This is a genomic window from Actinophytocola gossypii, from assembly GCF_025165815.1.
In the GTDB taxonomy this organism is placed as follows: domain Bacteria; phylum Actinomycetota; class Actinomycetes; order Mycobacteriales; family Pseudonocardiaceae; genus Actinophytocola; species Actinophytocola gossypii.
Genome location: NZ_JAFFZE010000015.1, coordinates 78,867 through 104,441, shown reverse-complemented (window position 1 = coordinate 104,441; position 25,575 = coordinate 78,867). Strand labels below are relative to the sequence as shown.

The window sequence follows — 25,575 nt, the reverse complement described above, 5'->3', positions numbered from 1 at the left end:
CTAGCGTGCGAAACACGCTCTTGACACGCTGACGAGAGATCGGCAACTCCTTGGAGGGAGCACCATGAGCCTGGGCCGTGCGTTGGGCCGGAAGGTGGCCGCCCTCGGCGTCACCGCCGTCACGCTCGCCGGGGCGTGCGCGGCGACGGCGCCTTCGGAACCCGCCGCCGCGTCGCCGTTCACCACCGAGCGGTACGCGGCCGCGCCGGACATCCCGGTGGCCGACGTGCAGGCGCACCTGGCCGAGCTGCAGCGGATCGCGGCGGCCAATGGCGGGAACCGGGCGCACGGGCAGCCGGGATACCTGGCCGCGCTCGAGTACCTCCGGTCCGCGCTGGACGCCGCCGGGTTCGTCACCACGCTGCAGGAGTTCGAGGCGAACGGCACCGGCTACAACCTGATCGCCGACTGGCCGGGCGGGGACGAGAACGCGGTGATGATGTTCGGCGGGCACGCGGACAGCGTGCGGGTCGGGCCGGGGATCAACGACAACGGCTCGGGGTCGGCTGGGCTGCTGGAGGTCGCGCTGGCGGTGGCCGAGCAGGACCTGGCGCCGGCGAAGCACCTGCGGTTCGCGTGGTGGGGCGCGGAGGAGATCGGCCTGGTCGGCTCGACGCACTACGTGGAGTCCCTGCCCGCCGACGAACTGGCGAAGATCTCCGGCTACCTGAACTTCGACATGATCGGCTCACCGAACGCGGGGTACTTCGTGTACTCGTCGTCCGGGCAGCCGGATGGCTCGGCCACGTTCGAGCAGATGCTGAACGACCACTACGCGGCGGCGGGCGTGCCGACCGAGCCGATCCAGATCGGTGGCCGCTCCGACCACGCCGCGTTCGCCGACGCCGGCATCCCGACCGGCGGCGTGTTCACCGGCGCCGAGGGCACGAAGACCCCGGCCCAGGCCGAGAAGTGGGGCGGCACGGCAGGCGACGCCTTCGACCCGTGCTACCACTCCCCCTGCGACACCACCGACAACATCGACGCCACCGCCCTGGACCGCAACTCCGACGCCATCGCCGCCGCGGTCTGGACCCTCACGGCATAGGGCCGAGCAGCTCGGCGAGGCGTTCGGGGTCGCCCCCGGCCACCTCGACGACCTTGTCCCGGCCACGGACGCCGGTCACGATCGTCACGTCCCTGGCGCGGACCCCGAACGCCTCCGCGATGGCCCGGCGGACGGCCTCGTTGGCCTTGCCGTCGACGGCCGGTGCGGGCACGGCGACGACCAGCGCGTCACCGCCGGCGGCCGGCCGGCGACCGCCCACCGCGCCGCGCCGGGCGCCGGGCCGGACCCGGACGCCGAAGCGGATCACCGCAGGACCGCGCCGAGCACGCCGGCGAGGCGGTCCAGCGATGCCGCCACCCAGGGGGCGTCCAGGGGTTCGGCGGCGGCCAGCACCTCGCGGCGCTGGTCGTCGGTGTCGCCGGTGAGCTGACCGGTGGCGACGCGGAAGGACAGCGAGGACGCCGGCTCGCCGAACTCGGCGCCGGGGAGGACGGCCAGGCCGTGCTCGGTGAGCAGCCGGTGCGCGACGGCGGCACCGGTCTCGCCGGACAGGCGCGGGGACAGGTCCGGGTAGCAGTAGAACGCCGCCCGCGGGGGTGCGACCGCGGCACCGGCGCCGGCGAACGCGCCGGCGACGGCGGTGGTGATCCGCTCGTAGACGCGCCTGGCATCGTCCACGTAGGACACCAGCTCGGGCGGCTCGGTGAACGCGAGCGCGGCGGCGGCCTCCACCGGCCGGGACGGGCACGACCACAGCTCGCTCGCCGCCGACAGGACCGCATCGTGCAGGGGGCCGGCGGGGAACCGGGCGACGCCGAGGCGCCAGCCGCCGAGAGCGAGGTTCTTGCTGAGGCCCGTGGTGACGACCGTGCGTTCCGGGGCTACCTCGGCCGGGCTGAGGAACTCGCCGCCGTAGGCGAGGTCGCGGTAGATCTCGTCGGCGACGATCGTCAGGTCGAGCTCGCGGGCCACGGCGCAGACCGCGCGGACGGTCTCCGGCTGCGCGAGCCGGCCGGTCGGGTTGTCGGGCAGGGTGAGCACCACCGCCCGCACCGGCCGGTCCGCGGCGCGCACGGCGTCGGCGAGCCGGTCCGGGTCGGGGACGCCGCCCTCGCCGGGCCTGGTCGGCACGTGGACCGCCCGGTGGCCGGTGAGCGCGGCCTGCTGGGCGTAGGAGACCCAACTCGGACGCGGCAGGACCACGTCGCCGCCCGCGGCGAGCAGGGTCGCGTACAGCAGGGCCTTGCTGCCCGGCCCGCACACGACCTGCTCGGGCTCGGTCGGCACGCCGCGACGGGTCCACCAGCCCGCCGCGGCCTCGCGCACGGCGGGGTCGCCGGCGACCGGGCCGTAGGCGTTGCGCCCGGCCGCGGCGGCGAGCGCCTCGGCCAACAGCGGGTGCACCGGCACCCCGGCCTGCCCGAACGACATCGGCAGCACCGGCAACCCGGCCCGCCGCCGCTCCTCGACGACCTGATGGGCCGCCAGCGTCGCCGACACCGCCATCTCCCGTCAGACCTTCCGGACCTCGACGGCGACCTGGACGCCGTCGCCGACGGTGCCGGTGAAGGCGGACGTGTCGGCGTAGGACACCGTCTCGGCGAGGGTCTCGCTCGCCAGGAAACGCTCGTGCGCGCGGGCGGCCTCGGTCACCGCCGGTGGGGCCTGCACGGTCAGCGCGATCCGGTCGGCCACGTCCAGGCCGGCCTCGCGGCGCGCCTGTTGCACCACGCGCACCAGGTCGCGGGCCAGGCCCTCGGCCTCCAGCTCCGGGGTCACCTCGGTGTCCAGGACGACCAGGCCCGAGCTGGCCGGCAGTTCCGCGGTCGCGCCGGTGTCGGTCGCCACCAGCCGGCGCTGGTACTCGCCGGCCAGCAGCTCGATGCCCGCGGCCACCACCGAGTCGCCGGAGGTGGTCCATTCGCCCGCCTTGACCGCGCGGATCACCTTCTGGGTGTCCGCGCCGAGCCGCGGCCCGCACGCCCGCGCGTTCACCACCAGCTCGAACCGGCCGTGCGCGGCGACGTCGGTGGTCAACGACACGTCCTTGACGTTGACCTCGTCGGCGATCAGCTCGGTGAACGGCGCCAGCACGTCGGCATCGGCGGCGGCCACGACGAGCGACGCCAGCGGCAGCCGCACCCGCAGCTTGTTGGACTTGCGCAGCGCGAGCGCGGCCGAGCAGACCTGGCGCACCCGGTCCATCGCGGTGACCAGGGCGTCGTCGGCCGGCACCGCGTTCGCCGACGGCCAGTCCGCGAGGTGCACCGAGCGCTCGCCGGTCAGACCGCGCCACACCGCCTCGGTGGTCAGCGGCAGCAGCGGCGCCGTCACCCGCGACACGACCTCCAGCACGGTGTGCAGGGTGTCGATCGCGTCCCGGTCGCCCGCCCAGAAGCGGTCCCGCGAGCGGCGCACGTACCAGTTGGTCAGCGCCTCCAGGAACTCCCGCACCCCGGCGCACGCCCCGGACAGGTCGTACCGGTCCAGCGCCTCGGTGGTCGACGCGACCAGCGAGTGCGTCTTGGCCAGCACGTACCGGTCCAGCACGTGCGGCGAGTCGGTCCGCCAGGTGCCGGACACGCCCTCGACGTTCGCGTACAGGGCGAGGAAGTACCAGGTGTTCCACAGCGGCAGCACGGCCTGGCGCACCGCGTCGCGGATGCCGCGCTCGGTCACCACCAGGTCGCCGCCGCGCAGGATCGGCGAGGACATCAGGAACCAGCGCATCGCGTCCGAGCCGTCGCGGGCGAAGACCTCGTTCACGTCCGGGTAGTTCTTGCGCGACTTGGACATCTTCTGCCCGTCGTCGCCGAGCACGATCCCGTGCGCGACGCAGTTGCGGAACGCCGGCCGGTCGAACAGCGCGGTGGCGAGCACGTGCATGGTGTAGAACCAGCCGCGGGTCTGCCCGTTGTACTCGACGATGAAGTCGCCCGGGTAGTGGTGCTCGAACCACTCGCGGTTCTCGAACGGGTAGTGCACCTGCGCGTAGGGCATCGACCCGGACTCGAACCAGCAGTCCAGCACCTCCGGCACCCGGCGCATGGTGGAGTTCCCGGTCGGGTCGTCCGGGTTGGGCCGGGTCAGCTCGTCGATGTGCGGGCGGTGCAGGTCGGCCGGCCGCACCCCGAAGTCGCGCTCCAGCTCGTCGAGCGAGCCGTACACGTCGACCCGGGGGTAGGCCGGGTCGTCCGAGGTCCAGACCGGGATCGGGGATCCCCAGTACCGGTTGCGGGAGATCGACCAGTCGCGGGCGTTCTCCAGCCACTTGCCGAACTGGCCGTCCCGGACGTGCCCTGGCACCCAGTTGATCTCCTGGTTCAGCTCGACCATCCGGTCGCGGAACTTGGTCACCGCGACGAACCAGGACGAGACCGCGCGCTGGATCAGCGGGTTGCCGCAACGCCAGCAGTGCGGGTACGGGTGGTCGTAGGTCTCGTGCCGCAGCACGGTGCCGGTGGCGCGCAGGTCGCGGATGATCTGGCCGTTGGCGTCGAAGACGTGCATGCCCTCGTACGGCGGGACCTGCGCGTCGAACCGGCCGCGCGCGTCGACCGGCGTGACCGGGGTGATGCCTGCCGCGTCGGTGACGACCTTGTCCTCCTCACCGTAGGCCGGCGCGATGTGCACGATGCCGGTGCCGTCCTCGGTGGTGACGTAGTCGGCCGCCAGGACCTGGTGGGCGTTCTCGGTCCCGGCGAAGAAGTCGAACGGCGGGGTGTAGCGGCGGCCGAGCAGGTCCGCGCCCTTGAACCGGGCCAGGACGGGCGGGGCCTCCCCCAGCTCGCGGGCGTAGGCGGCGACCCGCGCCTCGGCGAGGACGTAGCGCTCGCCCTCGTGTTCCACGGTCACGTAGTCGACGTCCGGGTGCACGGCCATGGCGAGGTTGGACGGCAGCGTCCACGGCGTGGTCGTCCAGACCAGGGCGAGCTCCCCGGTCTCCAGTCGCAGGCCCACGGTGACCGCGGGGTCCTGCCGGTCGAGGTAGACGTCGTCCATCCGGGTCTCGGTGTTGGACAGCGGGGTCTCGCAGCGCCAGCAGTACCAGAGGACGCGGTGGCCCTCGTAGATCAAGCCCTTGTCCCACAAGGACTTGAACGCCCACATGACGCTTTCCATGAAGTCGAGGTCGAGCGTCTTGTAGTCGTTGTCGAAGTCGACCCAGCGGGCCTGGCGGGTGACGTAGTCGCGCCAGGCGCCGGTGTACTGGAGGACGGAGGTCCGGCAGGCGTCGTTGAACTCGGCGACGCCCATCTCCTCGATCTCGGCCTTGGTCTTGATGCCGAGCTGCTGTTCGGCCTCGAACTCGGCCGGGAGGCCGTGGCAGTCCCAGCCGAACCGGCGCTCGACGTGCTTGCCGCGCATGGTCTGGTAGCGCGGGACGACGTCCTTGACGTAGCCGGTGAGCAGGTGCCCGTAGTGCGGGAGGCCGTTGGCGAACGGGGGGCCGTCGTAGAAGACGAACTCGTTCGCGCCGTTGGTGCCGGCGGGGCGCGCGTCGACGGAGGCAGGGAAGGTGTGGTCGGACTCCCAGTAGTCGAGCACGGCCAGCTCGAGCGTGGGGAAGGACGGCTGGGCCGGAACGGCCTCTCCGGTGCCCAGGTTCGCCTTGGGGTATGCCATGGTTTCCTCGCGGTTCGGTTCCCTCGTGCGCTACGACACGGGGACGACGAACGCCGCGGTACCACCCCGTTTGCCGTCGCGCTCCGGCGACGGCCACTCGTTTCGGCTGTGACGGGCCTACCCGTCCGGTTCTACTGAGGCCCGCGCGGGCCCGTTCTTCCGGAGGCTCCCCGGTGATGGCCGGATCAACACCACTGAGACAAGCGTAACCACCCCGGCAACCGACTTCACCGCCGGGCGGGGCGAGGCCGGTACCCTGGGTGGCGGGGTGATGGGGATGACATCCGGGTTCGGCATGTTCCTGCGGGCCTTCCGGCAGGTGGTGGAGAACCCCGAGGAAGACCTGGTGCGCCCGCCCTCCCGATACCTCCCGGAACCGGAGGACGACTTCTGGGGCGAGGACCAGCCGGCGAGCCCGGCGGTGATCGGCGAGGACGACGATTGGCTGCCTTAACGGGCGGCGCGGTGGCGGGCGGCGAGGACGGCGTCCGGGCCGCAGTAGGCGCAGGGGGTGAACCCCAGCTGGCGGGCCTCGTTGACCGGCAGCGGCAGGGTGGCCTTGTCCTTGAGCCACGCGCACGAGCCGAGGTGGTAGCGGGGGTGCTCGTCCACCACCCGGACCTCGATGGTCAGCTCGGAGACCACCAGCAGGTCCGACGCGTCGGTGGCCTCCTCCCCCGGCTCCTCGTCGGGCGGGGGCAGGGCCGGGAAGCGCTCGTGCTGGACGGTCTGCTCGACCAGCGGGATCGGCTCGGGCTCCGGTCCGCGCTCGTGGACCTGCTCGAAGTCCCGCACGGGGTCGCGGGGCTCCTCAGGCGCCGTGGGGGCGCGAGGCGGCGCGGCCGACGCGGGCGCGGTCATCGAGCCGGCGCGGCGGCGGGTGCCGACCCAGTCCGCGATGAGCAGCGCGGCGGCCACCACGCTGATCGTCACCGAGATCCACGCCCAGACGGTGTTCGCGGTCGTGAGTGCGGCGATCAGCAGACCGAACGCGGCCAGCACCAGGGCCAGGACGATGTAGAGCACGGGAACCCCAGTGCGGGCGCGTGGACGGGTCAGCCGGCCTCGGCGGCGCGGGGACCGAACGCGTAGCCCTGCTGACTACTCGACGATCGACTGCCGCCTTCCGACGACGGGCTGGACGGTGCGGCCGGACCCCGGTCGCCGAGTTCGCGGAGGCTGGACTCGAGCAGCATCTTCAACCGGGTGCGGTACTCGCGTTCGAACGTGCGCAGCTCGTCGATCTTCTTCTCGAGCGCGGTGCGTTCGGTCTGCACCTGGCCGAGGACCTCGGTGTGCTGACGCTGCGCGTCGCGTTCCAGCGCCGTGGCCTTGTCGCGGGCCTGGCGTTCCAGGGACTCCGCCCGGGTACGCGCGTCGTTGAGCATCGTCTCGGCCCTGGTGCGGGCCTCGTTGACCATGGTGTCCGACTTCGCCCTGGCCTCGGACAGGAGCTGCTCGGACTTGGTGCGCGCCTCGGACAGCATGCCGTCGGACTCGGCCTTGGCCTCGCCGGTGAGGCGGTCGGCCATCTCCTGGGCCAGGCCGAGCACCTTCGCGGCCTGTACGTGATGATCGCCACCCGCCTGGCCGGGCGAGGTCTGCTCGAGTGCGCTCGGCGGCGGCACCGGCGTCAGGCGTCGAGGCTCCGGAGCCGGCGCGGGAGCGACACCTCGGCTCGCGTCCTCGATGTCGGCACGCGCCGACTCGAGCTGCGAGTCGAGCTGCTCGACCTGCGCACGCAGGTCGTTGTTCTCCTCGATCAGGCGGGACAGCTCGACCTCGACCAGGTCGAGGAACGCGTCCACCTCGTCCTCGTTGTAGCCCCGCTTGCCAATGGGAGGCTTGCTGAACGCGACGTTGTGCACGTCAGCGGGGGTCAACGACATTCGATCACCTCACGCACTCATGGCTGCGGTCCACCCCGGGGCCCCGTCACCCGGGATAGGCCAGTCGCATCAGTATGAACACGACCAACAGCAGCACCATAATCGATAGGTCCAGCCCTACGCCCCCGATCCGGACCATCGGTATCAACCGACGGACCAAGCGGACCGGAGGGTCGGTCACTGTGTAGATGGTCTCCAGCGTTACCGCAACCCCGCCGGCCGGGCGCCACTCTCTCGAGAACGCTCGAACGAGCTCCACCACGACACGCGCGGTCAGGAACAGCCAGAAGACGAACAGTACCCAATACAAGACAAGCCGCACGGGATCCACGTTGTCAACTCTGCCATCACTCAGCTTCGGTTGAGCAACCCGCCCTCGGCAATCCTCCTCTTGTCCTCCGCGGTCGGGTCCACGTTCGGCGGTGAGATCAAGAACACCTTGTTCGTCACCTTGTCCATCGCACCCCGCATGGCGAACGCCAGCCCGGCCGAGAAATCGACCAGCCGCTTGGCGTCCGCGTCGTCCATCTCGGTCAGGTTGATGATCACCGGGGTACCGTCCCGGTAGTGCTCGCCGATGGTCCTGGCCTCGGCGAAGCTCGTCGGGTGCAGCGTCACGATCCGGCCCATCGGGTACGCGCTCGTGGCCGGCTGGGGGGCCGGTTCCTTGCGTGGACGCGGAGACGGGGCCCTGGTCGGCTCGACCGCCAGGGCACCGTGCACGGGGGCCTCGCTCGCCCAGGACGGACGGGGCCGGACCGGTCGCTGCGGGTAGTCGGCACGGCCGCCCAGCTCACCGTCCAACCGCTCGTCGTACCGCTCGTCGATCGGTTCGTCGCGGTAGACCCGCCGCCCACCGAAACCACGCCGACGCTCATCCGGATACGGTTCGTAGTCGTCGTCGTCCGCGAGGTAGTCGGGCCGCCGGTAGCCGGTTCGGTAGTCCATGGCACCATCGTCCAGGTCATCGAGGTCGTAGCCGTCGTACTCGTCGGCAGGGACCATTCCGAAGTAGGCCTTCAGCTTCTGCAGCGTGCCCATACCCCTGCCCTCGATTGCTCGCGGCTCCCCGTGCGTGTTAGGGGGAGGCTAGCCCGCGGCTACCCAGCAGCGCGGTTCCGACACGCACGCAGGTGGAACCGTGAGTGATCGCCGCCTCGAGATCGTTCGTCATCCCGGCGGACAGTTCGGTGGCCTCCGGATGATCTTCACGCAGGCCGGCGGCCGCTTCCGCCAGCCGCCCGAACGCCTCCGCCGGGTCCATCGCACGCGGCGCCACGGCCATGATCCCGTTCAGCCGTAATTCACCCGTTCGTGTGACCTCATCGGCGAGCCGGCCGAGTTCGTCGAGCGGGCACCCGCCGCGGGCCGGGTCGCCGTCGATGCTGGCCTGCAGGAGCACGTCGAGCGGGCCGGAGCGCTCCCCCGCGTCCACCGCGTTGCCGGTCGCCCTGGCCAGCGCCTCGGCCAGCCGCGGCGAGTCGACCGACTGGACCTCGGCCGCCCACCGGACCACCGAGCGCGCCTTGTTCCGCTGGAGCCGGCCGACCATGTGCCAGCGCACGGGCGCGTCCGGCCGGAGTTCCCGCAGGTCGGCGGCCTTGGCGACGGCCTCCTGCTCGCGGTTCTCGGCGAGGTCGACCATGCCGAGGTCGCAGAGCAGCGCGGCGTCGGACGCCGGGAACGTCTTGGTGACCGCGACCAGCCGGACCTCCTCGGGCGCGCGCCCGGCGGCCAGGCAGGCGTCGTCGATCCGGGTACGGACCTCCTTCAGCGCGGCGGCCAGCTCCGCCCGTCGGGCGTTCACGCGGCACCGTCCGGCTCGAGCCAGGTGACGGCGGCCAATCGCCCAGTGGTGCCGTCCCTGCGGTGACTGAACAAGGTTGCGTCCTCAACGGTGCACCTCGGGTCCACGCCGACCCGGCCGACCCCGGCGTCGGCGAGCTGGCGCCAGAGCCCGGCGCGCAGGTCGAGCCCTGGGGTTCCGCGCCTGGTCCGGCACGCGCTGCCCGGTAGATGACGTTCCACGTCGGCCTGCATGTGCGTGGGCACCTCGTAGCACTCGCCGCACACGGCCGGGCCGAGGAGGACCTCGATCCGGTTCATCGCCGCGCCCGCCTCGACCATGGCGTCGAGCGCGGCGGGCAGCACGCCGACCCGGGCACCGACCCGGCCGGCGTGCGCGGCGCCGACCACGCCGGCCTCCGGGTCGGCCAGGAGCACGGGGACGCAGTCGGCGCACAGCGCGACGAGCGCGAGCCCGGGCCGGGTGGTGACGAGCGCGTCGGTCGCCTCGACCGCGTCGGGCACCGGGCCGTCGACGATCTCGGCGTTGCGCCCGTGCACCTGTTCCATCCACACCAGCCGGTCCCGGTCGAGACCGAGCTCGTCGGCGAGCCGGTGGCGGTTGGCGGTGACGGCGCCGGGATCGTCCCCGACTCCGGCACCCAGGTTGAACGACTCGTACGGCGGCTTCGACCGTCCACCGGCGCGGGTCGTCACGACCCGCCTGACGCGCAGGATCACGACAGGGAGGCTACCGGCGCATGAACGGGGGAACGTCCACCTCGTCGTCCGGCTCGTCGGTGACCGGGACCGCCCGGCCGGGCAGGCCACCGCCGGGCGTGCCGGGCGTGGTGCGGCGCGGGCTCGCCGACGGCGGAACGCCGCCGCCCATCGGGTTCCCGGTCGTGCCGTAGCCGCTCGCGGCCTGGCGGGGCGGGGGCGCGGTCTCCGGCTGGTGGTCCGCCTGCGGCGCCGCTGGCGGGGCGGGCGGCTGGTGCGGCTCCGGCGCGGGGGCCGGGGGCTCCGGGCGGGGCGCCGGCTCTGGCGTGTGCTCCCGCGGCTCGCTCGGCGCGGGGCCGGGGGTCGGGCCGGGCGCGGGTGGCGGGGCCACCTGGCCGGACTGGGCGGACGCGACCGGAGTACGGGAGCCGACGACCGTCGGATCGAGCTTCTTGTGCGTCGGGGTGCCGCTGTCGAAGCCGGCGGCGATCACGGTCACCCGGACCTCGTCGCCGAGCGAGTCGTCGATCACCGTTCCGAAGATGATGTTCGCCTCGGGGTGGGCGGACTCCTGGACCAGCGACGCGGACTCGTTGATCTCGAACAGCCCCAGGTCCGACCCGCCGGCGATGGCAAGCAGGACACCGTGGGCGCCGTCCATCGACGCCTCGAGCAGGGGCGAGTTGATCGCCTTCTGCGCGGCCTGCACGGCTCTGCCCTCGCCGCGCGCCGAGCCGATGCCCATCAGCGCGCTGCCGGCGCCGGACATGACGCTCTTCACGTCGGCGAAGTCCAGGTTGATCAGCCCGGGCGTGGTGATCAGGTCGGTGATGCCCTGCACACCGGAGAGCAGCACCTCGTCGGCCGAGCGGAACGCGTCCATCAGCGAGACGCCGATGTCGCCGAGCTGCAGCAGCCGGTCGTTGGGGATGACGATGAGCGTGTCGCACTCGTTGCGCAGCTCGGTGATGCCCTCCTCGGCCTGCTTGGCCCGCCGCTTGCCCTCGAAGGCGAACGGGCGGGTCACCACGCCGATGGTGAGCGCGCCGAGCTTGCGGGCGATGGAGGCCACCACCGGCGCGCCACCGGTGCCGGTGCCGCCGCCCTCCCCCGCGGTGACGAAGACCATGTCGGCCCCCTTGAGGACCTCCTCGATCTCCTCGCGGTGGTCCTCGGCGGCCTTGTGCCCGACCTCCGGGTTGGCGCCTGCGCCGAGCCCTCGGGTGAGCTCCCGGCCGATGTCGAGCTTCACGTCGGCGTCGGACATCAGGAGCGCCTGGGCGTCGGTGTTCACCGCGATGAACTCGACACCCTTCAGGCCGACCTCGATCATGCGGTTCACGGCGTTGACCCCACCGCCGCCGATGCCGACGACCTTGATCACCGCCAGGTAGTTGTGCGGGGGCGTCATCGGATCCGCCTTCCTTGGTCACGCTCTGCTGCCCTACAAGACCCCGACTCGTCAGAAGTCACGCAAACCCTGAACCTCAACAAGAGACTTAGAGTTATGTCAAGCCCTGACGTCGAATACAGGACGGTAGGCACCGAGACCCGCCGATTCCAGCCGCCACGCCGTGTGTCTACGGGGTTGTGCGTGCGAACACCCGATGGGGTCGTCACTCCCCGGTACTGCCGTCCGCCTGCTCCCGCAACAGGTCCAGGTGTCCGGCGTGCCGGCCGGTCTCCTCGATCATGTGGATGAGCACCCAGCGCAGGTTGACCGGCTCGCCGTGCCGGAGGCCGGTGGCGGTCAGGTCGAGCCGCTCCGCCACGTCGCGGCTGCGCGCGCACTCGGCCTCGTAGGCGGCGAGCAGCTCGGGCAGCGGGGTGGTGTGGCCGGCGCGGAACTCGGCGTCCTGATCGGCGGCCAGCCGCTCGGCCCACTGGCTCGGTTTGCCGTCGAGGACCACCGCGAACCAGGCGTTCTCCACGTAGGTGAGGTGGGAGACGATCCCGGCGACCGTGGTCAGCGGCGAGGACTCGACCAGCGGGCGCCTTGCCTGCTCGTCGGTGAGGCCGGTGGCCTTCAGCACGACCGTGGCGCGCAGGTAGTCGAGGAAGCCGGCGAGCTGGACGCGCTCGCCGCCGGTGAACGGGGCCTCGGGACGGTCATCCACTTCAGGACACCGTGGGGAAGTCGGGAGTGGTCACGTCGTAGATCTTGCCCGGCCGGGTGAGCAGCGGCGCCAGCACGGCGGCCTTGCGGGTGTTGTCCTCGGCGTCGCCCCAGTTCACGATCTTCTTGCCGGCCAGGGTCAGCCGCACGCTCCCGGCCGTCTCGGCCGACACCTCGACCACCCGCTCGCGCAGCTGGTCGGGGATGTCCTGGAGCACGGTCACCGCGGCCCGGGTGGCGGCGTCGTCCGGGCTCGGGTTCTCGACCCGCAGCACCGGCAGCTCCTTCGGCCTGGCCTCGACCGTGGCGTAGTCCAGGCCGGTGCGGTCGATCAGGTGCACGTCGTCGCCGGCCAGGCGCACCGCGACCGGGTCCCGCTCGGTCACGGTGATCTCCACCGTGCTCGGCCAGGACCGGGACACCCGCACCTCGAACACCCGGGGCAGCTCCGCCACCCGCAGCGCGATCTCCTCGGTGTCCAGCCGCACCATCGGCGCGCCCAGCTCGATCGAGGCGGTCTCCCGCACCTGGTCGTGCGAGAGGTCCCTGGTGCCGAACACCGCGACCTCGCGCACGCCGACGACCGAGGTGAACATCAGCACGTACCCCAGCCCGAGGACCGCCAGCACCACCAGCAGCGCCACCCAGCGCCGGGCGAGGTACCGCCGGCGGGTCGGCGGCCGCCGCTCGACCGGCCGCCGCCTGCCCCGGACCGTGGTGGTCACGCCAGCTTCACCCGCCGCTCCAGCTCCGCGACCACCTCCGGGCCGAGCATGGTCACGTCGCCCGCGCCCATGGTGAGCACCAGGTCGCCCGAACGGGCGAGGTCCGCGACCAGCTCCGGCACCTTGTCGAACGACGGCTGCCAGTGCACCCGCGCGGGCGGCGACACCGCGTCGGCCACGAGCAGGCCGGTCACCCCCGGCTCCGGCTGCTCCCGCGCGCCGTACACGTCCAGCACGACCACCTCGTCGGCGAGCGAGAGCGCCGCGCCGAACTCGGCCGCGAACAGCTTCGTGCGCGAGTACAGGTGCGGCTGGAAGACCACCACGAGCCGGCCGCCCTGGGCCGCCTGCCGGGCCGCGCGCAGCTGCGCGGCGACCTCGGTCGGGTGGTGGGCGTAGTCGTCGTAGACCCGAACGTCGCCGGCCCGGCCCTTGAACTCGAACCGGCGCCGGACGCCGCCGAAGCCGGCGATGCCCTCGACCAGCCCGTCGGCCGGCGCGCCGAGCTCCAGGCCGGCGACCAGCGCGGCGACGGCGTTGGCGGCCATGTGCTCGCCGGGCAGCTGGACCCGCAGCTCCAGTTCGCGGCCGTCGAGGTGGACCCGGACCACGCCGGCGCCGTCCACCGGCCGGTAGTCGAGGATCGTGGCGTCGCCGGCGGAGCCGGTGGCGTCGGTGGCGCGGCCGTAGCGGCGCACCCGGACGCCGCGGGCCTCGGCGGAGTCGGCGAGGGCGGCCGAGCCGGGGTCGTCGGCGCAGGCGACCAGCACGCCGCCGGGCACGATGCGGTCGACGAAAGCCTCGAACACCGCCGTGTAGGCCGCCACCGAGCCGTGGTGGTCGAGGTGGTCGGCCTCGACGTTGGTGACCACGGCGACCGACGGCGAGAACGCCAGGAACGAGCCGTCGCTCTCGTCGGCCTCGGCGACGAAGATCCCGCCCGCGCCGTGGTGGGCGTTGGCGCCGGAGTCGTTCAGGTCGCCGCCGATGGCGAACGACGGGTCCAGCCGGCACCGCTGCAGCGCCACGGTCAGCATCGAGGTGGTGGACGTCTTGCCGTGGGTACCGGCCACGCAGGCGACCCGGTGGTCGGCCATCAGCTCGGCCAGCGCGGCGGACCGGTGCAGCACGGGCAGGCGGCGCTCCTTCGCGGCCACCAGCTCGGGGTTGTCGGCCTTGATCGCCGTGGACACGACCACCGCGGTCGGCCCGTCCGGCCCGTGCAGGTCGAGGTTGGCCGCGGCCTGCCCGACGGCGATCCTGGCGCCCTGCGCGCGCAGGGTGAGCAGCGCGGTCGACTCCTTGGCGTCCGACCCGGACACCGCGAGCCCCCGGTCGAGCAGGATCCGTGCGATCCCACTCATCCCGGCCCCACCGATCCCGACCAGGTGCATGCGATCCAGAAGGCTCACTTGCGCACCACGTCCAGGACCATGCGGGCCAGGACGTCGGCGGCCGCGCGGTGGCCGGTGCCCTGGGCGGCGGCGCTCATCGACGCGAGGCGGCGCTGGTCGGTCAGCAGCGGGATGGCCAGCTCGGCGACCCGCTGGGGGGTCAGCTCCTCGTCCAGGACCGTGTACCCGCCGCCCGCGTCCACCACGGGCTTCGCGTTCAGTGCCTGCTCGCCGTTGCCGTGCGGCAGCGGCACGAAGATCGCGGGCAGGCCGACCGCGGACACCTCGGCCACGGTCATCGCGCCGCTGCGGCAGAGCACCGCGTCGGCGGCCGCGTAGGCCATGTCCATCCGGTCCAGGTACGGCACGCCGATGTACCTCGGCGCACCCGGCACGTCCTGCACGACCAGGGAGTTCTTCGGGCCGTGCGCGTGCAGTACGCCGATCCGCGCGTCGGCGAACTGCCTGGCGCACGCGGACACCGCGTTGTTGATCGACCGCGCGCCCTGCGAGCCGCCGAACACCAGCAGCGTCGGGGCCTGCGGGTGCAGGCCGAAGAACTGGCGGGCCCTGGCGCGCAGCGCGTGCCGGTCCAGCTGGATGATCGACTCGCGCAGCGGGATGCCGACCACCTCCGCGTTCGGCAGCCCGGAGTCGGGCACGGCGACCGCGACCTTGTCGGCGAACCGGGCGCCGACCTTGTTGGCCAGGCCGACCCGGGCGTTGGAGTCGTGCACCACGATCGGGGTGCGGCCACGGGCGGCCAGGTACGCGGGCAGCGCGACGTAGCCGCCGAAGCCGACCACGACGTCGGCGCCGACCCGGTCCAGCACCTCGCGGGTCGTCTTCACCGCGGAGCGCACCTTGAGCGGCAGCTTCAGCAGGTCGACGTTCGGCTTCCTGGGCATCGGCACCGGCGGGATCATCTCCAGCTGGTAGCCGCGGGCCGGGATGATCGTCTTCTCCAGGCCGCGCTCGGTGCCGAGCGCGACCACCCGCGCGTCCGGGCGGAGGCGGCGGACCGCGTCGGCCAGGGCGAGCGCGGGTTCGATGTGTCCGGCGGTCCCGCCGCCGGCGACGACGACGCAGGGCCCACGGCGCGTGGGGTCGGTCAACGTGTTCCTCCTCGGGAACGGCGCGGGTGCTGCCGGCGGGCTGAGCCGCTGCCGCCGGGGCCGCGCGGACGAGCGGGGGTGCGGGCCGGCCGGCGCTTCGCGGGGGGCTGGTACGGGTCCGGCGCGGGCAGCCGCATCAGCCGTCCGAACCGGCCTGGCCCCTGAGAGCGTAGTGCGGCCACCGACTCGGGCTCGTGCCGAGCACAGTTCGCGAGGATGCCGAACACCAGCAGCGTGATCACCACGGAGGTGCCACCGGCCGAGATCAGCGGCAATGTGATGCCGGTGACCGGCAGCAGGCCCACCACGTAGCCGATGTTGATCGCCGCCTGCGCCACCAGCCACACGGTGAGCGTGGCCGCCACCATCCGGATCCACGGGTCGATGTTGCGGGTCGCGATCCGCATGCCGACCACGGCGAGCAGGGCGAACAGGCCGAGCACCAGCGCGCAGCCGAGGAACCCCAGCTCCTCCCCGACCAGGGCGAAGATGAAGTCGTTGTGCACGTTGGGCAGGTAGAAGTACTTCGACGGGCCCTGGCCGAGGCCCTTGCCGAACAGACCGCCGTCGGCGAGCGCGTACAGGGCCTGCGCGGCCTGGTAGTTCGCGCTGTCCGGGGCCTCCTCCGGGTTGAGGAAGGCGAGCACGCGCAGCAGCCGGTAGTCGGCGTTGAGGGCCAGGATCAGCGCGCCGGCCACGGCGCCGCCCGCGAGCGCGACGAACAGCCGCATCTGCGCGCCGGCGAACCACAGCAGGGCGATCAGCACCACGCCGAGGGTGATCGTGCCGCCGAGGTCGGGCTGCAGCATGATCAGCGCGAACATCACCAGCGCCACCGGCACCACGGGCACCAGCAGGTGCCGGTACTGGTGCAGCAGCCCGCGCTTGACCACGAGGATGTGCGCTCCCCACAGCGCGAGCGCGACCTTGGCCACCTCGACCGGCTGGAAGCCGACCGGGCCGAACTGGAACCAGCTGCGGGTGCCGTTGACCTGGGTGCCGATGCCGGGGATCAGCACGAGGACGAGCATCAGCAGGCTCACCCAGAGCGCGGTCGGGCTCCAGGAGCGGATCTTGCGCAGCGGCATCCGCAGCCCGATCCAGAACAGCACCAGCCCGACCAGCACGAACACGACCTGCTTGCCGAACACCGTGTAGGGCGAGTAGCTCTGCTGCTGGGAGATCACCGACGACGCGGAGAGCACCATCACCAGGCCGAGCACGACCAGCAGGCCGCAGATCGCGAGCACCAGGTGGAACGACGCGAGGGGCCGGCCGAGCCACGCGGTCAGCGCGACCCTGGCCGCGTGGATCCGGCCGTGACGCGCGGGCCGGCGCGGGGTGCGCTCCTTGCCCGCCTTGTCCTGCGTCTCGGCTCGTGCCGGTTCGAGTGCCGTCATCCGCCGCGCCCGGGCTCGGCGACCGCACCGGCCGTGGCGTGCACGGCCTCGGTGAACGCCGTGCCGCGGTGCACGTAGCTCGCGAACTGGTCGTGGGACTTGGCCGCCGGGGCGAGCAGGACCACGTCGCCATGACCCGCCATCGCGCCGGCCGCGCGCACTGCGGAGATCATGGGCTCATCGTCCCCCGACCGGACCCGATGTACCGGGACATCCGGCGCGTGTCGCGCGAGCGCGGCGGCGAAGGCGTCCTGGTCGGCGCCGATCAGCACGGTCCCGCGCAGGCGTGGCGCGACCTCGGCGACCAGCGCGTCGACCGGGGCGCCGTGCAGCAGGCCGCCGGCGATCCACACCACGTGCTCGAACGCGGTCAGCGAGCCGTGCGCGGCGTGGGTGTTGGTGGCCTTGGAGTCGTTGATCCACCGCACGCCGCCGATGTCGGCGACCAGCTGGACCCGGTGCTCGGGCGGCTCGTAGGCGTTCAGCCCGGCGCGGACGTGCTCGGGCGACACGCCGGCGGCGCGGGCGAGGGCGGCGGCGGCCAGCGCGTTGGCGACGTTGTGCGGGCCGGCGGGGCGGACCTCGGCGGCGGGCAGGAGCCGCAGGTCGCCGTGCACGAGCCAGCCGTCGGCGACGCCGTACTGGCCGGGGGCCGGCGCGCCGAGGGTGAAGGAGACCCGGTTCGGGCGGCTCGCGGCCAGGCGGGTGGACACGGGGTCGTCGGCGTTGTGCACGGCGAGCCGGGCGCCGGTGTAGATCCGCGCCTTGGCCTCGACGTAGGGCTCGACGCCGCCGTGCCAGTCGAGGTGGTCGTCGGCGACGTTGAGCACCACGGCGGCGCCGGCGCGCAGCGAGGACTGCCAGTGCAGCTGGTAGCTGGACAGCTCGACGGCGAGCACCGGGTGGCCGGCGCGGACCGCGTCGACCACCGGCAGGCCGACGTTCCCGCAGGCCACGGCGTCGATCCCGGCGGCACGCAGGATCGCCTCGAGCATGCCGACGGTGGTGGTCTTGCCGTCGGTGCCGGTGATGGCGAGCCAGGTGGGCGGCGCTGGCTTCGCGGCGGCGATCCGCCAGGCCAGCTCGACCTCGCCGATCACCTCGATCCCGGCGGCAGCCGCGGCGGCCAGCAGCGGGTTCGTCGGCGGGATGCCGGGGCTGGTGACGACGAGGTCGGTGCCGGCGGGCGGCGCGGCGAGCCCGGCCTCGGTCGCCACGCCGTCCGGGAACCCGGCGAGCTGCCCGGCGGCCGACTCGGGCACCGTCACGGTGACCCGCGCGCCCAGCTCGACCAGCGCGTCCACGACCGACCGCCCGGTCACCCCGGCGCCGGCGACCAGTACCCGGTCGGTCATGGCGTCAGGTTGCCGGCGGCGGCCAGCCACTCGCTGTAGAAGAGGCCGAGGCCGAAGATCGCGCAGATCCCGGCCAGCAGCCAGAACCTGATGATCACCGTGGTCTCCGCCCACCCGGCCAGCTCGAAGTGGTGGTGGAACGGGGCCATCCGGAACAGTCTTCGCCTGGTCGTGCGGAACACCGCGATCTGCAGCACCACCGACAGCATCTCCACGACGAACAGGCCGCCCACGATCACCATCAGCAGCTCGGTCTGGGTGGTGATGGACAGGCCGGCCACCAGGCCGCCGAGCGCCAGGGAGCCGGTGTCCCCCATGAAGATCTTCGCCGGCGCGGCGTTCCACCAGAGGAACCCGATGCACGCGCCCATCGCGGCGGCCGCGATCACGGCGAGGTCGAGCGGGTCGCGCACGTCGTAGCAGCCGGGGGTCGGGTCGCTGTCGCCGCAGTTGTAGCGGAACTGCCAGAACGTGATGACCACGTAGGTGCCGAACACCATCGCCGAGGCGCCGCCGGCGAGCCCGTCCAGGCCGTCGGTGAAGTTCACCGCGTTCGACCAGCCGGACACCGCGATGTAGCAGAAGACGACGAACCCGATGGTGCCGAACGAGATGATCGTCAGGTCGCGCACGAACGACAGGTTCACCGAGGCCGGGGTGAACCCGTACCGGTCGGCGAAGTTCACCGCGAGGATGCCGAACACGAGCGCGACGACCAGCTGCCCGACCATCTTCGCGGTCTTGTTCAGCCCGAGGTTGCGCTGTTTGCGGATCTTGATGAAGTCGTCCAGGAAGCCGACCAGGCCGAGGCCCGTGGTGAGCAGCATGACCAGCAGGCCGGACACGGTCGGGCCCTCACTCGGACCGGTCATCGCGCTGACCAGGTGCGCGACCAGGTAACCGGCCCACATCGCCACGATGATCGCGACGCCGCCCATGGTCGGGGTGCCGCGCTTGGACTTGTGCCCCTCCGGGCCCTCCTCGCGGATCTCCTGCCCGAAGCCCTGCCGGGAGAACACCCGGATCAGGTACGGCGTGAACAGGATGGAGACCATGAGCGCGATCGCGGCCGCGATCAGGATGCCGATCACGCGCCGGCCTCCAACTCGGCCTCGAGCAGCGCGTCCGCGACCCGCCACAGCGCGGCCACCTTGGAGGCCTTGACCAGGACCACGTCACCCGGCCGCAGTTCCGCGTCCAACAACGCGATCGCGGCTTCGACATCCGGCACCAGCACCGGCTCCTTCCCGTCCGTCCCCTCGAGCCGGGCGCCGTGCTGGATGCCCCCGGCCTGCTCGTCCACCGCCACCAGCCGGTCGATGCCCAGTCGGGCGGCGAGCCGGCCGGTCCGCTCGTGTTCCTCCTCGCCGTCGTCGCCGAGCTCGCCCATCAGGCCGAGTACCGCCCAGGTGCGGCGCTCGCCGTCGCCGCCCATGCGGGCCAGGGTGCGCAGCGCGGCGGCGACCGACTCGGGGTTGGCGTTGTAGCTGTCGTTGACGACCGTGACCCCGTCGGCGCGGTCGGTGACCTCCATCCGTCTGGCGGAGCGTCGCCGGGCGTCCCGCAGCCGCTCGGCCACGTCGTCGAGGTCCGCGCCGAGTTCGAGGCCGACCGCGGCGGCCGACAGCGCGTTGCCGACGTGGTGGCCGCCGTGCAGGGCGAGCCTGACCCGCCGCTCGCCGTGCGGGGTGACCAGGGTGAACGTGGCGCGGGCGTGGTCGTCGAGCGCCACGTCGACGGCCCGGATCTGGGCGTGCTCGCTCTCCCCGACGAGCACGACCCGGGCGGTGGTGCGCTCGGCCATCGCGGCGACCAGGGGGTCGTCGGCGTTGAGCACGGCGACGCCGTCGGTCGGCAGTGCCTCGGGCAGCTCGCCCTTGGTGGCCGCGATGCCCTCGCGGGAGCCGAACTCGCCGAGGTGCGCGGAGCCGACGTTGAGCACGACCCCGATCCGCGGCGGCGCGGTGTCGCACAGCGCGCGGATGTGGCCAGGGCCCCGGGCGGACATCTCCAGGACCAGGTGGCGGGTGTCGTGGTCGGCGCGCAGCACGGTCCACGGGTGGCCGAGCTCGTTGTTGAACGAGCCGGGCGGGGCGACGGTGGTCCCCATCGGCTCCAGCACCTGGGCGATGAGGTCCTTGGTGGAGGTCTTGCCGGACGATCCGGTGACGCCGACGACGGTGAGCCCGCCCGGTCCGCTGAGCCGGTCGACGACCTCGCGGGCCAGGCGCGCGAGGCCGGCGAGGACCGCGGCGCCGGAGCCGTCGGTGTCGCCGGTGAGCGCGACCGACCGCTCGTGCGCGGTGCCGGCGGGCGGCACGATCACCGAGGGGGCGTCGATCTCGCGGGCGGCGAGCACCCCGACCGCGCCGGCCGCGACGGCGGTGGCTGCGTAGTCGTGGCCGTCGACCCGCTCGCCGGGCAGCGCGACGAACAGGCCGCCGGGGCCCACGCGGCGGGAGTCGAACTCGACGGATCCGGTGACGGTCTCGGTGCCGTCGGCGTGGTGCGGGCGGCCACCGGTGGCCGCCGCGATCTCGGCGAGGGTGAGGGGGATCATCGTCCGCTCTCCTCCAGGCGGGCCCAGATGGCGGCGCGCAGTTCGTCGTGGTCGGAGAAGGGGTGCACGACACCGTCGATCTCCTGGCCGGTCTCGTGCCCCTTGCCGGCGATGACGACCACGTCGCCGGTGCCGGCGCGGGCGACGGCGGCCTCGATCGCGGCGCGCCGGTCGCCGACCTCGACGACCTCGCCGCGTTCGGCCTTCGGCACGTCGAGGGCGCCGGCGAGGGTGGCTGCGCGGATCGCGGCCGGGTCCTCGGTGCGCGGGTTGTCGTCGGTGACGATCAGCAGGTCGGAGCGGCGCGCGGCGGCCTCGCCCATCAGCGGGCGCTTGCCCTCGTCGCGGTCGCCGCCGCAGCCGAGGACGACGATCACCCGGCCGTCGGTGCGGCCGCGCATGGCGTCGAGCGCGAGCGCGACCGCGGCCGGCTTGTGCGCGTAGTCGACGACCGCGGTGAAGTCCTGGCCGACCGCGACCCGCTCCATCCGGCCGGGGACCTCGACCGAGGCGAGCCCGGCGGCGATGTCGGCCGGCTCGACCCCGGCGGCGTGCACGCAGGCGGCGGCGAGCAGCGCGTTGGCGACGTTGAAGCTGCCCGGGATCGGCAGCGTGATCGGCAGCGTCAGCCCGTCCGGGCCGTGCATGGTGAACGACTGCTCGCCGGACCGGGAGGTGGTGATGCCGGTGGCGGTCCAGTCGGCGGCACCGGCGGCGGACACGGTGATGGTCTGCGCGGTGACCAGGCGCTTGCCCCACTCGCCGTCCACGCAGACGACCTCGGTGGTGGAGCGGCCGTCGAACAGCATGGCCTTCGCCTGGAAGTAGTCCTCCATGTCGGAGTGGAAGTCCAGGTGGTCCTGGGAGAGGTTGGTGAACCCGCCGACGGCGAACCGGGTGCCGTTGACCCGGCCGAGCGCGAGCGCGTGGCTGGAGACCTCCATCGGCACGTGCGTGACGCCGCGCTCGACCATGACGGCGAACAGGGCCTGCAGGTCCGGGGCCTCGGGGGTGGTGAACGCGCTGGCCAGCCGATCCCCGCCGATCCTGGTCTCCACGGTGCCGATCAGCCCGGTGTGGTGCCCGGCGGCCTTGAGGCCCGCCTCGACCATGTACGTGGTGGTGGTCTTGCCGGAGGTGCCGGTGACGCCGAGCACGGCCAGGTGCAGTGACGGTTCGCCGTAGATCCACGCGGCGACCGAGCCGAGCACGCCGCGCGGGTCGTCGTGCACGACGACCGGGAGGCCGGAGTCGCGGACGACCGGCTTGGCGGCGCCCGCCTCGTCGGTGAGCACCGCGACCGCGCCGGCGGCGATGGCCGCGTCGGCGAAGTCGGCGCCGTGCACGCGGGCACCGGGCAGCGCGGCGAACAGGTCACCGGGAAGCACGTGTTGGGCACGCAGCGTGATGCCGGTGGCGGCCGCGGGCCGGCCGTGGTCCGGTGCGATGAGACGCGCGTCCGCCCGCGCCACCAACGTGGTGAGCGGGACTGGCGTGATCCTGGTGGGGCGAGGCGGTGCCGTGACGGCCTTGCCAACGAGCTTGGCGGGCACGTCGCGGAAGGTTACCTGCGCACGGAGGGCGATCAAGGACACCCTGGTGCACGCGGCCGTGTCGGGACGCGCTAGCTCGGTGTCGGTGGTGGTGCCGCGGGCTCGGTGGGGGCGGCGCGGCGGCGGCGCAGCAGGATCGCGGCGAGCATCCCGCCGACCAGCCCGGCGAGGTGACCCTGCCAGGAGATGTTGCTGACGCCGAACCCGATCGAGTGCCACATCAGGTAGCCGTAGGCGAGCGCGACCCCGACCGAGACGACCACGTCGACCGGGCGGCGGTCGACGATGCCGCGCAGCAGCAGGTACCCGAAGTACCCGAACACCAGCCCGCTGGCGCCGACGGACACCGAGTTGTCCGGCGAGAACAGCCACACGCCGAACCCGCCGACGACGATCACGACCGCGTTCATCAGCAGGAACCGCCGCAGGTCCGGCACGGCGGCGATGAAGCCGAGGCTGAACAGCGGCAGCGCGTTCCCGGCGAGGTGCTCGAGGTTGCCGTGCACGAACGGCGAGAACACGATGTCGATCAGGCTCCCGGGGTCGCGGGCGCGGATGCCGCCGGCCTGGGTGAGCTCGCGGCCGGACAGCGCGTTGACGAGCTCGACCAGCCAGAGCAGCGCCAGGACGCCGACCATGAGCGACACGGCTCGGCCGAGCGGGCTGGCCAGCGACCCGTCGTCGCGCACCGCGGGCGGCGGCGACGGGTCGAGCGGGCCGAACGGCTGCGTGCTCATCGCCTTCCAGTATGTGGCAGCGGCCGGCTCGCGGCCATGCGATGAAGGCTCGCACTCACAGGTCGCGGCGGTTCAGCTCCACGAGCAGGGCGCGGCGGCGGTGGTGGCGGGCGCGGATGTCGGCGACCAGCGCGGTGAACGCCGGCTCCTCGCCGCAGCGGGCGGACAGGTCGCGTAGCTCGACGAGCAGGGTGGCGACCTCGCGGTAGGCGTCGCGGCCGGTGCGGACGAGGCTGTTGTCGATCACCCGCCGGTAGCCGGCCAGTACCTCGGCCGGGTGCTCGACGCCGTGCGGGCGGGCCGCCTCCAGCCAGGCCCGGTCGCCGCAGCCGTGCTTCTCCGCCGCCTGCCACGCCTCCGCCGGCTCGCCGTCGTCCAGCAGGGCGCCGACCAGCTCGTCGGCCTCGCCGTCCTCGGCGGCGGCGCGCAGCAGGTCCAGCGCCGGCTCGCGGGCGGCCGGCCAGGCACCGGTCAGCTCGGCGGTGCGGCGCAGGTTCGCGTAGGCATGCCGGGTCGGGGTGGCCCGCAGTGCCTCGGTGCGCACCGCCAGCGCCTCCGCCGGCCGCCCGTCGTCCACATAGGACTGGATGAGCAGGTCGGCCACCCGGGGGTCGCCGGTCTCCTCCACGCCGCGCTCGGCCCAGCGGATCGCGCCGGCCAGCTGCCCCTCGCCACGCAACAGGTTCGCGATGTCCAGGAACGCCTTGGGGCTCGGCACGCCCTCGGCGAGGATGTCGACGTGCGCGTCCAGGTCGCCGTCGACGGCCGCCAGCTGTTCGCGCATCGCCCGCACGGCCAGTGCCCGGTCCGGGTCGCCCACCTCGTGCGCGTGCCGCACCAGCGAGCGGTACTCCGCCATCCCGGCCGCGCCGAGCGCCTCGGTGAACTCGGCGAGCTCCAGGGTCGGCCACGGCGTGTCCAGCTTGACCTGGGCGATCCACGCGGCCAGCTTCGCCGGGTTCGGGCGCGCGGCCCGGCATGCCTTGGCGTACAACGAGAACGTTCGCCGGCACACGCCGACCACCGCACCCACCTCGTCGTCCATTGTGGACATCGCGGCGGTGACGGCCTCGACCGCGGCGCGGGCCAGCGGTCGCGCCTCGGCGGCGTGCCCGGCGTCGAGCAGTTCCTCGATGGTCACCAGCACCTCTTTGGCGCGGTGCGCGTAGTCGAGGGTGGCCCGCCGGTCGAGGTAGCCGCGCACCCGCAGGGCCTCGTCGAGCTGCCGGCGCAGCACCGCCACCTGTGGCGTCCCGGAGGTGCCTGCGGCGCGCAGGCTCAGCTTGCGGTACAGCACCGGGTCGCGCTCCGCCTGGGCCAGCAGCAGGTCCACGAGCTCGTGGTGGTCCAGCGAGTCCAGGTGGGCGCGCACGTCCGGCTCGCCGGACCCCGGCCCGTCACCGGCGAGCAGCACCAGCCCGACGGCCACGCAGTGCTTGCAGAAGTTCCCGTCGGCCCCGTACGGGCAGCCGCACTCCCCCACGAGCCGCGCGCCGTCCCGACCGAGCCACACCTCGTAGTCCGCGGTGCCACGCACGCACGCCTTGACGCCGAGCGCGGTCGGCTGCACGTCGCCCACCGCGGCGACGTAGTCCCGCCCCCGCGCGAACGACGGTCCCCCGGCCGTGGCGGCCAGATCCTCCTCGGTGAACCAGGCGGTCACTCGCGGTCGTCCCGGCGGTCGTCGCGGACGAACTCGGCGACGATCTCACCGAGCCGCTCCCCCGCGTCCTCCTGCAGGAAGTGGCCGGCGTCGGCGAGGGTCGGGTGCGCGCGGCCGGCGGCGCCGGGCACCAGCTTGCGCAGGATCGGGGCCATCGCCCCGGTGATCGGGTCGCTGTCGCCGAACGCGGTCAGGAACGGTTTGTCCCACTCGCGCAGCACCGCCCAGGCGGCGATGTTCGCCCGCGACGCCGGGTCGTCGGTGCTGACCGGGACCAGGCCGGGCATCGCGCGGGGGCCCGCCTTGTACGACTCGTCGGGGAACGGCGCGTCGTAGGCGGCGCGGACCTCGTCGGACAGCCGGGTGCGGCAACCGGACTGCACGAAGCGGGCGATGTCCAGCTGCTCGGCGCGCTCCACGGCACGGCGGAAGTCCCACCACACCTCGGGCATGGTGTACTCGCCGGTCGGCAGCCCGGTGTTCGCGGCGACCACGCGGGCGACCCGCGCCGGGTGCTCGGCGGCGAGGCGCAGGCCGATCAGCCCGCCCCAGTCCTGCCCCACGACGGTGACCTCGCGCAGGTCCAGCACGTCGAACGCCAGTGCGCGCATCCACTCCACGTGCCGGGCGTAGCTGTGGTCGGCGACCTCGGCCGGCTTGTCGGAGCGGCCGAAGCCGACGAGATCCGGTGCCACCGCGCGGATCCCGGCGTCGGCGAGCACCCGGATCACGTGCCGGTACAGGAACGACCAGCTCGGTTCGCCGTGCAGCAGCAGCACCACCGGCCCGTCCGCCGGTCCGGCCTCGACGTAGGCGACGCGCAGGTCACCGAGGTCGGCGTACCCGGCGTGGTACGGGAAGTCGGGCAGGCCGTCGAACCGTTCCTCGGGAGTACGCAGCACTCGCATCCGGCAAGCCTATTCCGTGC

Annotated in this window: 24 protein-coding genes; 2 read left to right on the top strand and 22 right to left on the bottom strand. The window is 73.2% G+C overall.

What is annotated here, in order from left to right:
• Positions 1-64 precede the first annotated feature (64 nt).
• Positions 65-1,048 (top strand): M28 family metallopeptidase, encoded by a 984-nt coding sequence (locus tag JT362_RS19335; protein WP_260192760.1) that lies wholly within the window; start codon positions 65-67, stop codon positions 1,046-1,048.
• On the opposite strand, the gene JT362_RS19330 is transcribed toward JT362_RS19335, so the two are convergent.
• The 3 genes from JT362_RS19330 to ileS are packed head-to-tail and all read right to left on the bottom strand — an operon-like array spanning position 1,038 to position 5,635.
• Positions 1,038-1,313, bottom strand: coding sequence for a DUF167 domain-containing protein (locus tag JT362_RS19330; protein ID WP_260193226.1), 276 nt, complete (start codon positions 1,311-1,313; stop codon positions 1,038-1,040). The genes JT362_RS19335 and JT362_RS19330 overlap by 11 nt on opposite strands.
• Positions 1,313-2,515, bottom strand: a complete 1,203-nt coding sequence (locus tag JT362_RS19325) for a pyridoxal phosphate-dependent aminotransferase (protein WP_260192759.1) — start codon at positions 2,513-2,515, stop codon at positions 1,313-1,315. The genes JT362_RS19330 and JT362_RS19325 overlap by 1 nt, the downstream gene beginning before the upstream one ends.
• Before the next feature lie 6 nt (positions 2,516-2,521).
• Positions 2,522-5,635 carry an isoleucine--tRNA ligase gene (ileS, locus tag JT362_RS19320; protein WP_260192758.1) on the bottom strand — a complete coding sequence of 1,038 codons (3,114 nt, stop codon included), beginning with the start codon at positions 5,633-5,635 and terminating at the stop codon, positions 2,522-2,524.
• 277 nt (positions 5,636-5,912) lie between these two features.
• Between ileS and JT362_RS19315 the strand changes: the two genes are divergently transcribed.
• Complete coding sequence (locus JT362_RS19315; RefSeq protein WP_260192757.1) at positions 5,913-6,089, top strand: hypothetical protein; 177 nt, start codon at positions 5,913-5,915, stop codon at positions 6,087-6,089.
• Here the strand turns inward: JT362_RS19315 and JT362_RS19310 are convergent.
• The 19 genes from JT362_RS19310 to JT362_RS19220 all read right to left on the bottom strand — a co-directional run bounded on the left by JT362_RS19310 (position 6,086) and on the right by JT362_RS19220 (position 25,555).
• Positions 6,086-6,661, bottom strand: coding sequence for a hypothetical protein (locus JT362_RS19310; RefSeq protein WP_260192756.1), 576 nt, complete (start codon positions 6,659-6,661; stop codon positions 6,086-6,088). The two genes, JT362_RS19315 and JT362_RS19310, sit on opposite strands and share 4 nt — an antisense overlap.
• A gap of 29 nt (positions 6,662-6,690) precedes the next feature.
• Positions 6,691-7,524, bottom strand: coding sequence for a DivIVA-like cell division protein Wag31 (gene wag31 / locus JT362_RS19305; protein ID WP_260192755.1), 834 nt, complete (start codon positions 7,522-7,524; stop codon positions 6,691-6,693).
• Between the two features lie 46 nt (positions 7,525-7,570).
• Positions 7,571-7,855, bottom strand: coding sequence for a YggT family protein (locus JT362_RS19300; protein ID WP_184814390.1), 285 nt, complete (start codon positions 7,853-7,855; stop codon positions 7,571-7,573).
• 20 nt (positions 7,856-7,875) lie between these two features.
• Entirely contained in the window at positions 7,876-8,565 is a 690-nt protein-coding gene (locus JT362_RS19295) for a cell division protein SepF (protein ID WP_260192752.1), read from the bottom strand.
• A gap of 37 nt (positions 8,566-8,602) precedes the next feature.
• Positions 8,603-9,331 (bottom strand): YggS family pyridoxal phosphate-dependent enzyme, encoded by a 729-nt coding sequence (locus tag JT362_RS19290; RefSeq protein ID WP_260192750.1) that lies wholly within the window; start codon positions 9,329-9,331, stop codon positions 8,603-8,605.
• Positions 9,328-10,044, bottom strand: a complete 717-nt coding sequence (gene pgeF / locus JT362_RS19285) for a peptidoglycan editing factor PgeF (protein ID WP_260193224.1) — start codon at positions 10,042-10,044, stop codon at positions 9,328-9,330. Before pgeF ends, JT362_RS19290 begins: the two co-directional genes overlap by 4 nt.
• 16 nt (positions 10,045-10,060) lie before the next feature.
• The gene (gene ftsZ, locus JT362_RS19280; RefSeq protein ID WP_260192749.1) at positions 10,061-11,440 is read right to left on the bottom strand and encodes a cell division protein FtsZ; all 1,380 of its coding nucleotides are present in this window, start codon (positions 11,438-11,440) and stop codon (positions 10,061-10,063) included.
• A 205-nt stretch (positions 11,441-11,645) separates the two neighbouring features.
• Entirely contained in the window at positions 11,646-12,146 is a 501-nt protein-coding gene (locus JT362_RS19275; RefSeq protein ID WP_260192748.1) for a DinB family protein, read from the bottom strand.
• Position 12,147: 1 nt separating this feature from the next.
• The gene (locus JT362_RS19270; RefSeq protein ID WP_260192747.1) at positions 12,148-12,870 is read right to left on the bottom strand and encodes a cell division protein FtsQ/DivIB; all 723 of its coding nucleotides are present in this window, start codon (positions 12,868-12,870) and stop codon (positions 12,148-12,150) included.
• Positions 12,867-14,264, bottom strand: coding sequence for a UDP-N-acetylmuramate--L-alanine ligase (gene murC, locus JT362_RS19265; protein WP_260193223.1), 1,398 nt, complete (start codon positions 14,262-14,264; stop codon positions 12,867-12,869). The genes JT362_RS19270 and murC overlap by 4 nt, the downstream gene beginning before the upstream one ends.
• A gap of 14 nt (positions 14,265-14,278) precedes the next feature.
• A complete protein-coding gene (murG, locus tag JT362_RS19260) occupies positions 14,279-15,379 on the bottom strand; it encodes an undecaprenyldiphospho-muramoylpentapeptide beta-N-acetylglucosaminyltransferase (RefSeq protein ID WP_260192746.1) in 1,101 nt (366 codons plus the stop codon).
• Entirely contained in the window at positions 15,376-16,779 is a 1,404-nt protein-coding gene (ftsW, locus tag JT362_RS19255; protein ID WP_260192744.1) for a putative lipid II flippase FtsW, read from the bottom strand. Before ftsW ends, murG begins: the two co-directional genes overlap by 4 nt.
• Complete coding sequence (gene murD / locus JT362_RS19250; RefSeq protein WP_260192743.1) at positions 16,776-18,134, bottom strand: UDP-N-acetylmuramoyl-L-alanine--D-glutamate ligase; 1,359 nt, start codon at positions 18,132-18,134, stop codon at positions 16,776-16,778. The genes ftsW and murD overlap by 4 nt, the downstream gene beginning before the upstream one ends.
• Positions 18,131-19,225: a phospho-N-acetylmuramoyl-pentapeptide-transferase gene (gene mraY / locus JT362_RS19245; RefSeq protein WP_260192742.1), complete on the bottom strand. Its 1,095-nt coding sequence runs from the start codon at positions 19,223-19,225 to the stop codon at positions 18,131-18,133. The genes murD and mraY overlap by 4 nt, the downstream gene beginning before the upstream one ends.
• Positions 19,222-20,694, bottom strand: a complete 1,473-nt coding sequence (locus tag JT362_RS19240; protein ID WP_260192740.1) for a UDP-N-acetylmuramoyl-tripeptide--D-alanyl-D-alanine ligase — start codon at positions 20,692-20,694, stop codon at positions 19,222-19,224. The genes mraY and JT362_RS19240 overlap by 4 nt, the downstream gene beginning before the upstream one ends.
• Positions 20,691-22,247: a UDP-N-acetylmuramoyl-L-alanyl-D-glutamate--2,6-diaminopimelate ligase gene (locus tag JT362_RS19235; RefSeq protein WP_260192739.1), complete on the bottom strand. Its 1,557-nt coding sequence runs from the start codon at positions 22,245-22,247 to the stop codon at positions 20,691-20,693. Before JT362_RS19235 ends, JT362_RS19240 begins: the two co-directional genes overlap by 4 nt.
• Positions 22,248-22,318: 71 nt before the next feature.
• The gene (locus JT362_RS19230) at positions 22,319-22,984 is read right to left on the bottom strand and encodes a rhomboid family intramembrane serine protease (RefSeq protein WP_260192738.1); all 666 of its coding nucleotides are present in this window, start codon (positions 22,982-22,984) and stop codon (positions 22,319-22,321) included.
• A gap of 55 nt (positions 22,985-23,039) precedes the next feature.
• Positions 23,040-24,647 (bottom strand): SWIM zinc finger family protein, encoded by a 1,608-nt coding sequence (locus JT362_RS19225; protein WP_260192737.1) that lies wholly within the window; start codon positions 24,645-24,647, stop codon positions 23,040-23,042.
• Positions 24,644-25,555, bottom strand: coding sequence for a haloalkane dehalogenase (locus JT362_RS19220; protein WP_260192736.1), 912 nt, complete (start codon positions 25,553-25,555; stop codon positions 24,644-24,646). The genes JT362_RS19225 and JT362_RS19220 overlap by 4 nt, the downstream gene beginning before the upstream one ends.
• Between the last annotated feature and the right edge of the window lie 20 nt (positions 25,556-25,575).

Coding starts and splice junctions, on each gene's coding strand:
- JT362_RS19230 (WP_260192738.1), bottom strand. CDS start 22,984: ATGAGCACGCAGCCGTTCGGCCCGCTCGACCCGTCGCCGCCGCCCGCG.
- JT362_RS19325 (WP_260192759.1), bottom strand. CDS start 2,515: ATGGCGGTGTCGGCGACGCTGGCGGCCCATCAGGTCGTCGAGGAGCGG.
- JT362_RS19240 (WP_260192740.1), bottom strand. CDS start 20,694: ATGATCCCCCTCACCCTCGCCGAGATCGCGGCGGCCACCGGTGGCCGC.
- murD (WP_260192743.1), bottom strand. CDS start 18,134: ATGACCGACCGGGTACTGGTCGCCGGCGCCGGGGTGACCGGGCGGTCG.
- murC (WP_260193223.1), bottom strand. CDS start 14,264: ATGCACCTGGTCGGGATCGGTGGGGCCGGGATGAGTGGGATCGCACGG.
- ileS (WP_260192758.1), bottom strand. CDS start 5,635: ATGGCATACCCCAAGGCGAACCTGGGCACCGGAGAGGCCGTTCCGGCC.
- JT362_RS19315 (WP_260192757.1), top strand. CDS start 5,913: ATGACATCCGGGTTCGGCATGTTCCTGCGGGCCTTCCGGCAGGTGGTG.
- JT362_RS19295 (WP_260192752.1), bottom strand. CDS start 8,565: ATGGGCACGCTGCAGAAGCTGAAGGCCTACTTCGGAATGGTCCCTGCC.
- wag31 (WP_260192755.1), bottom strand. CDS start 7,524: ATGTCGTTGACCCCCGCTGACGTGCACAACGTCGCGTTCAGCAAGCCT.
- JT362_RS19220 (WP_260192736.1), bottom strand. CDS start 25,555: ATGCGAGTGCTGCGTACTCCCGAGGAACGGTTCGACGGCCTGCCCGAC.
- ftsZ (WP_260192749.1), bottom strand. CDS start 11,440: ATGACGCCCCCGCACAACTACCTGGCGGTGATCAAGGTCGTCGGCATC.
- JT362_RS19335 (WP_260192760.1), top strand. CDS start 65: ATGAGCCTGGGCCGTGCGTTGGGCCGGAAGGTGGCCGCCCTCGGCGTC.
- ftsW (WP_260192744.1), bottom strand. CDS start 16,779: ATGACGGCACTCGAACCGGCACGAGCCGAGACGCAGGACAAGGCGGGC.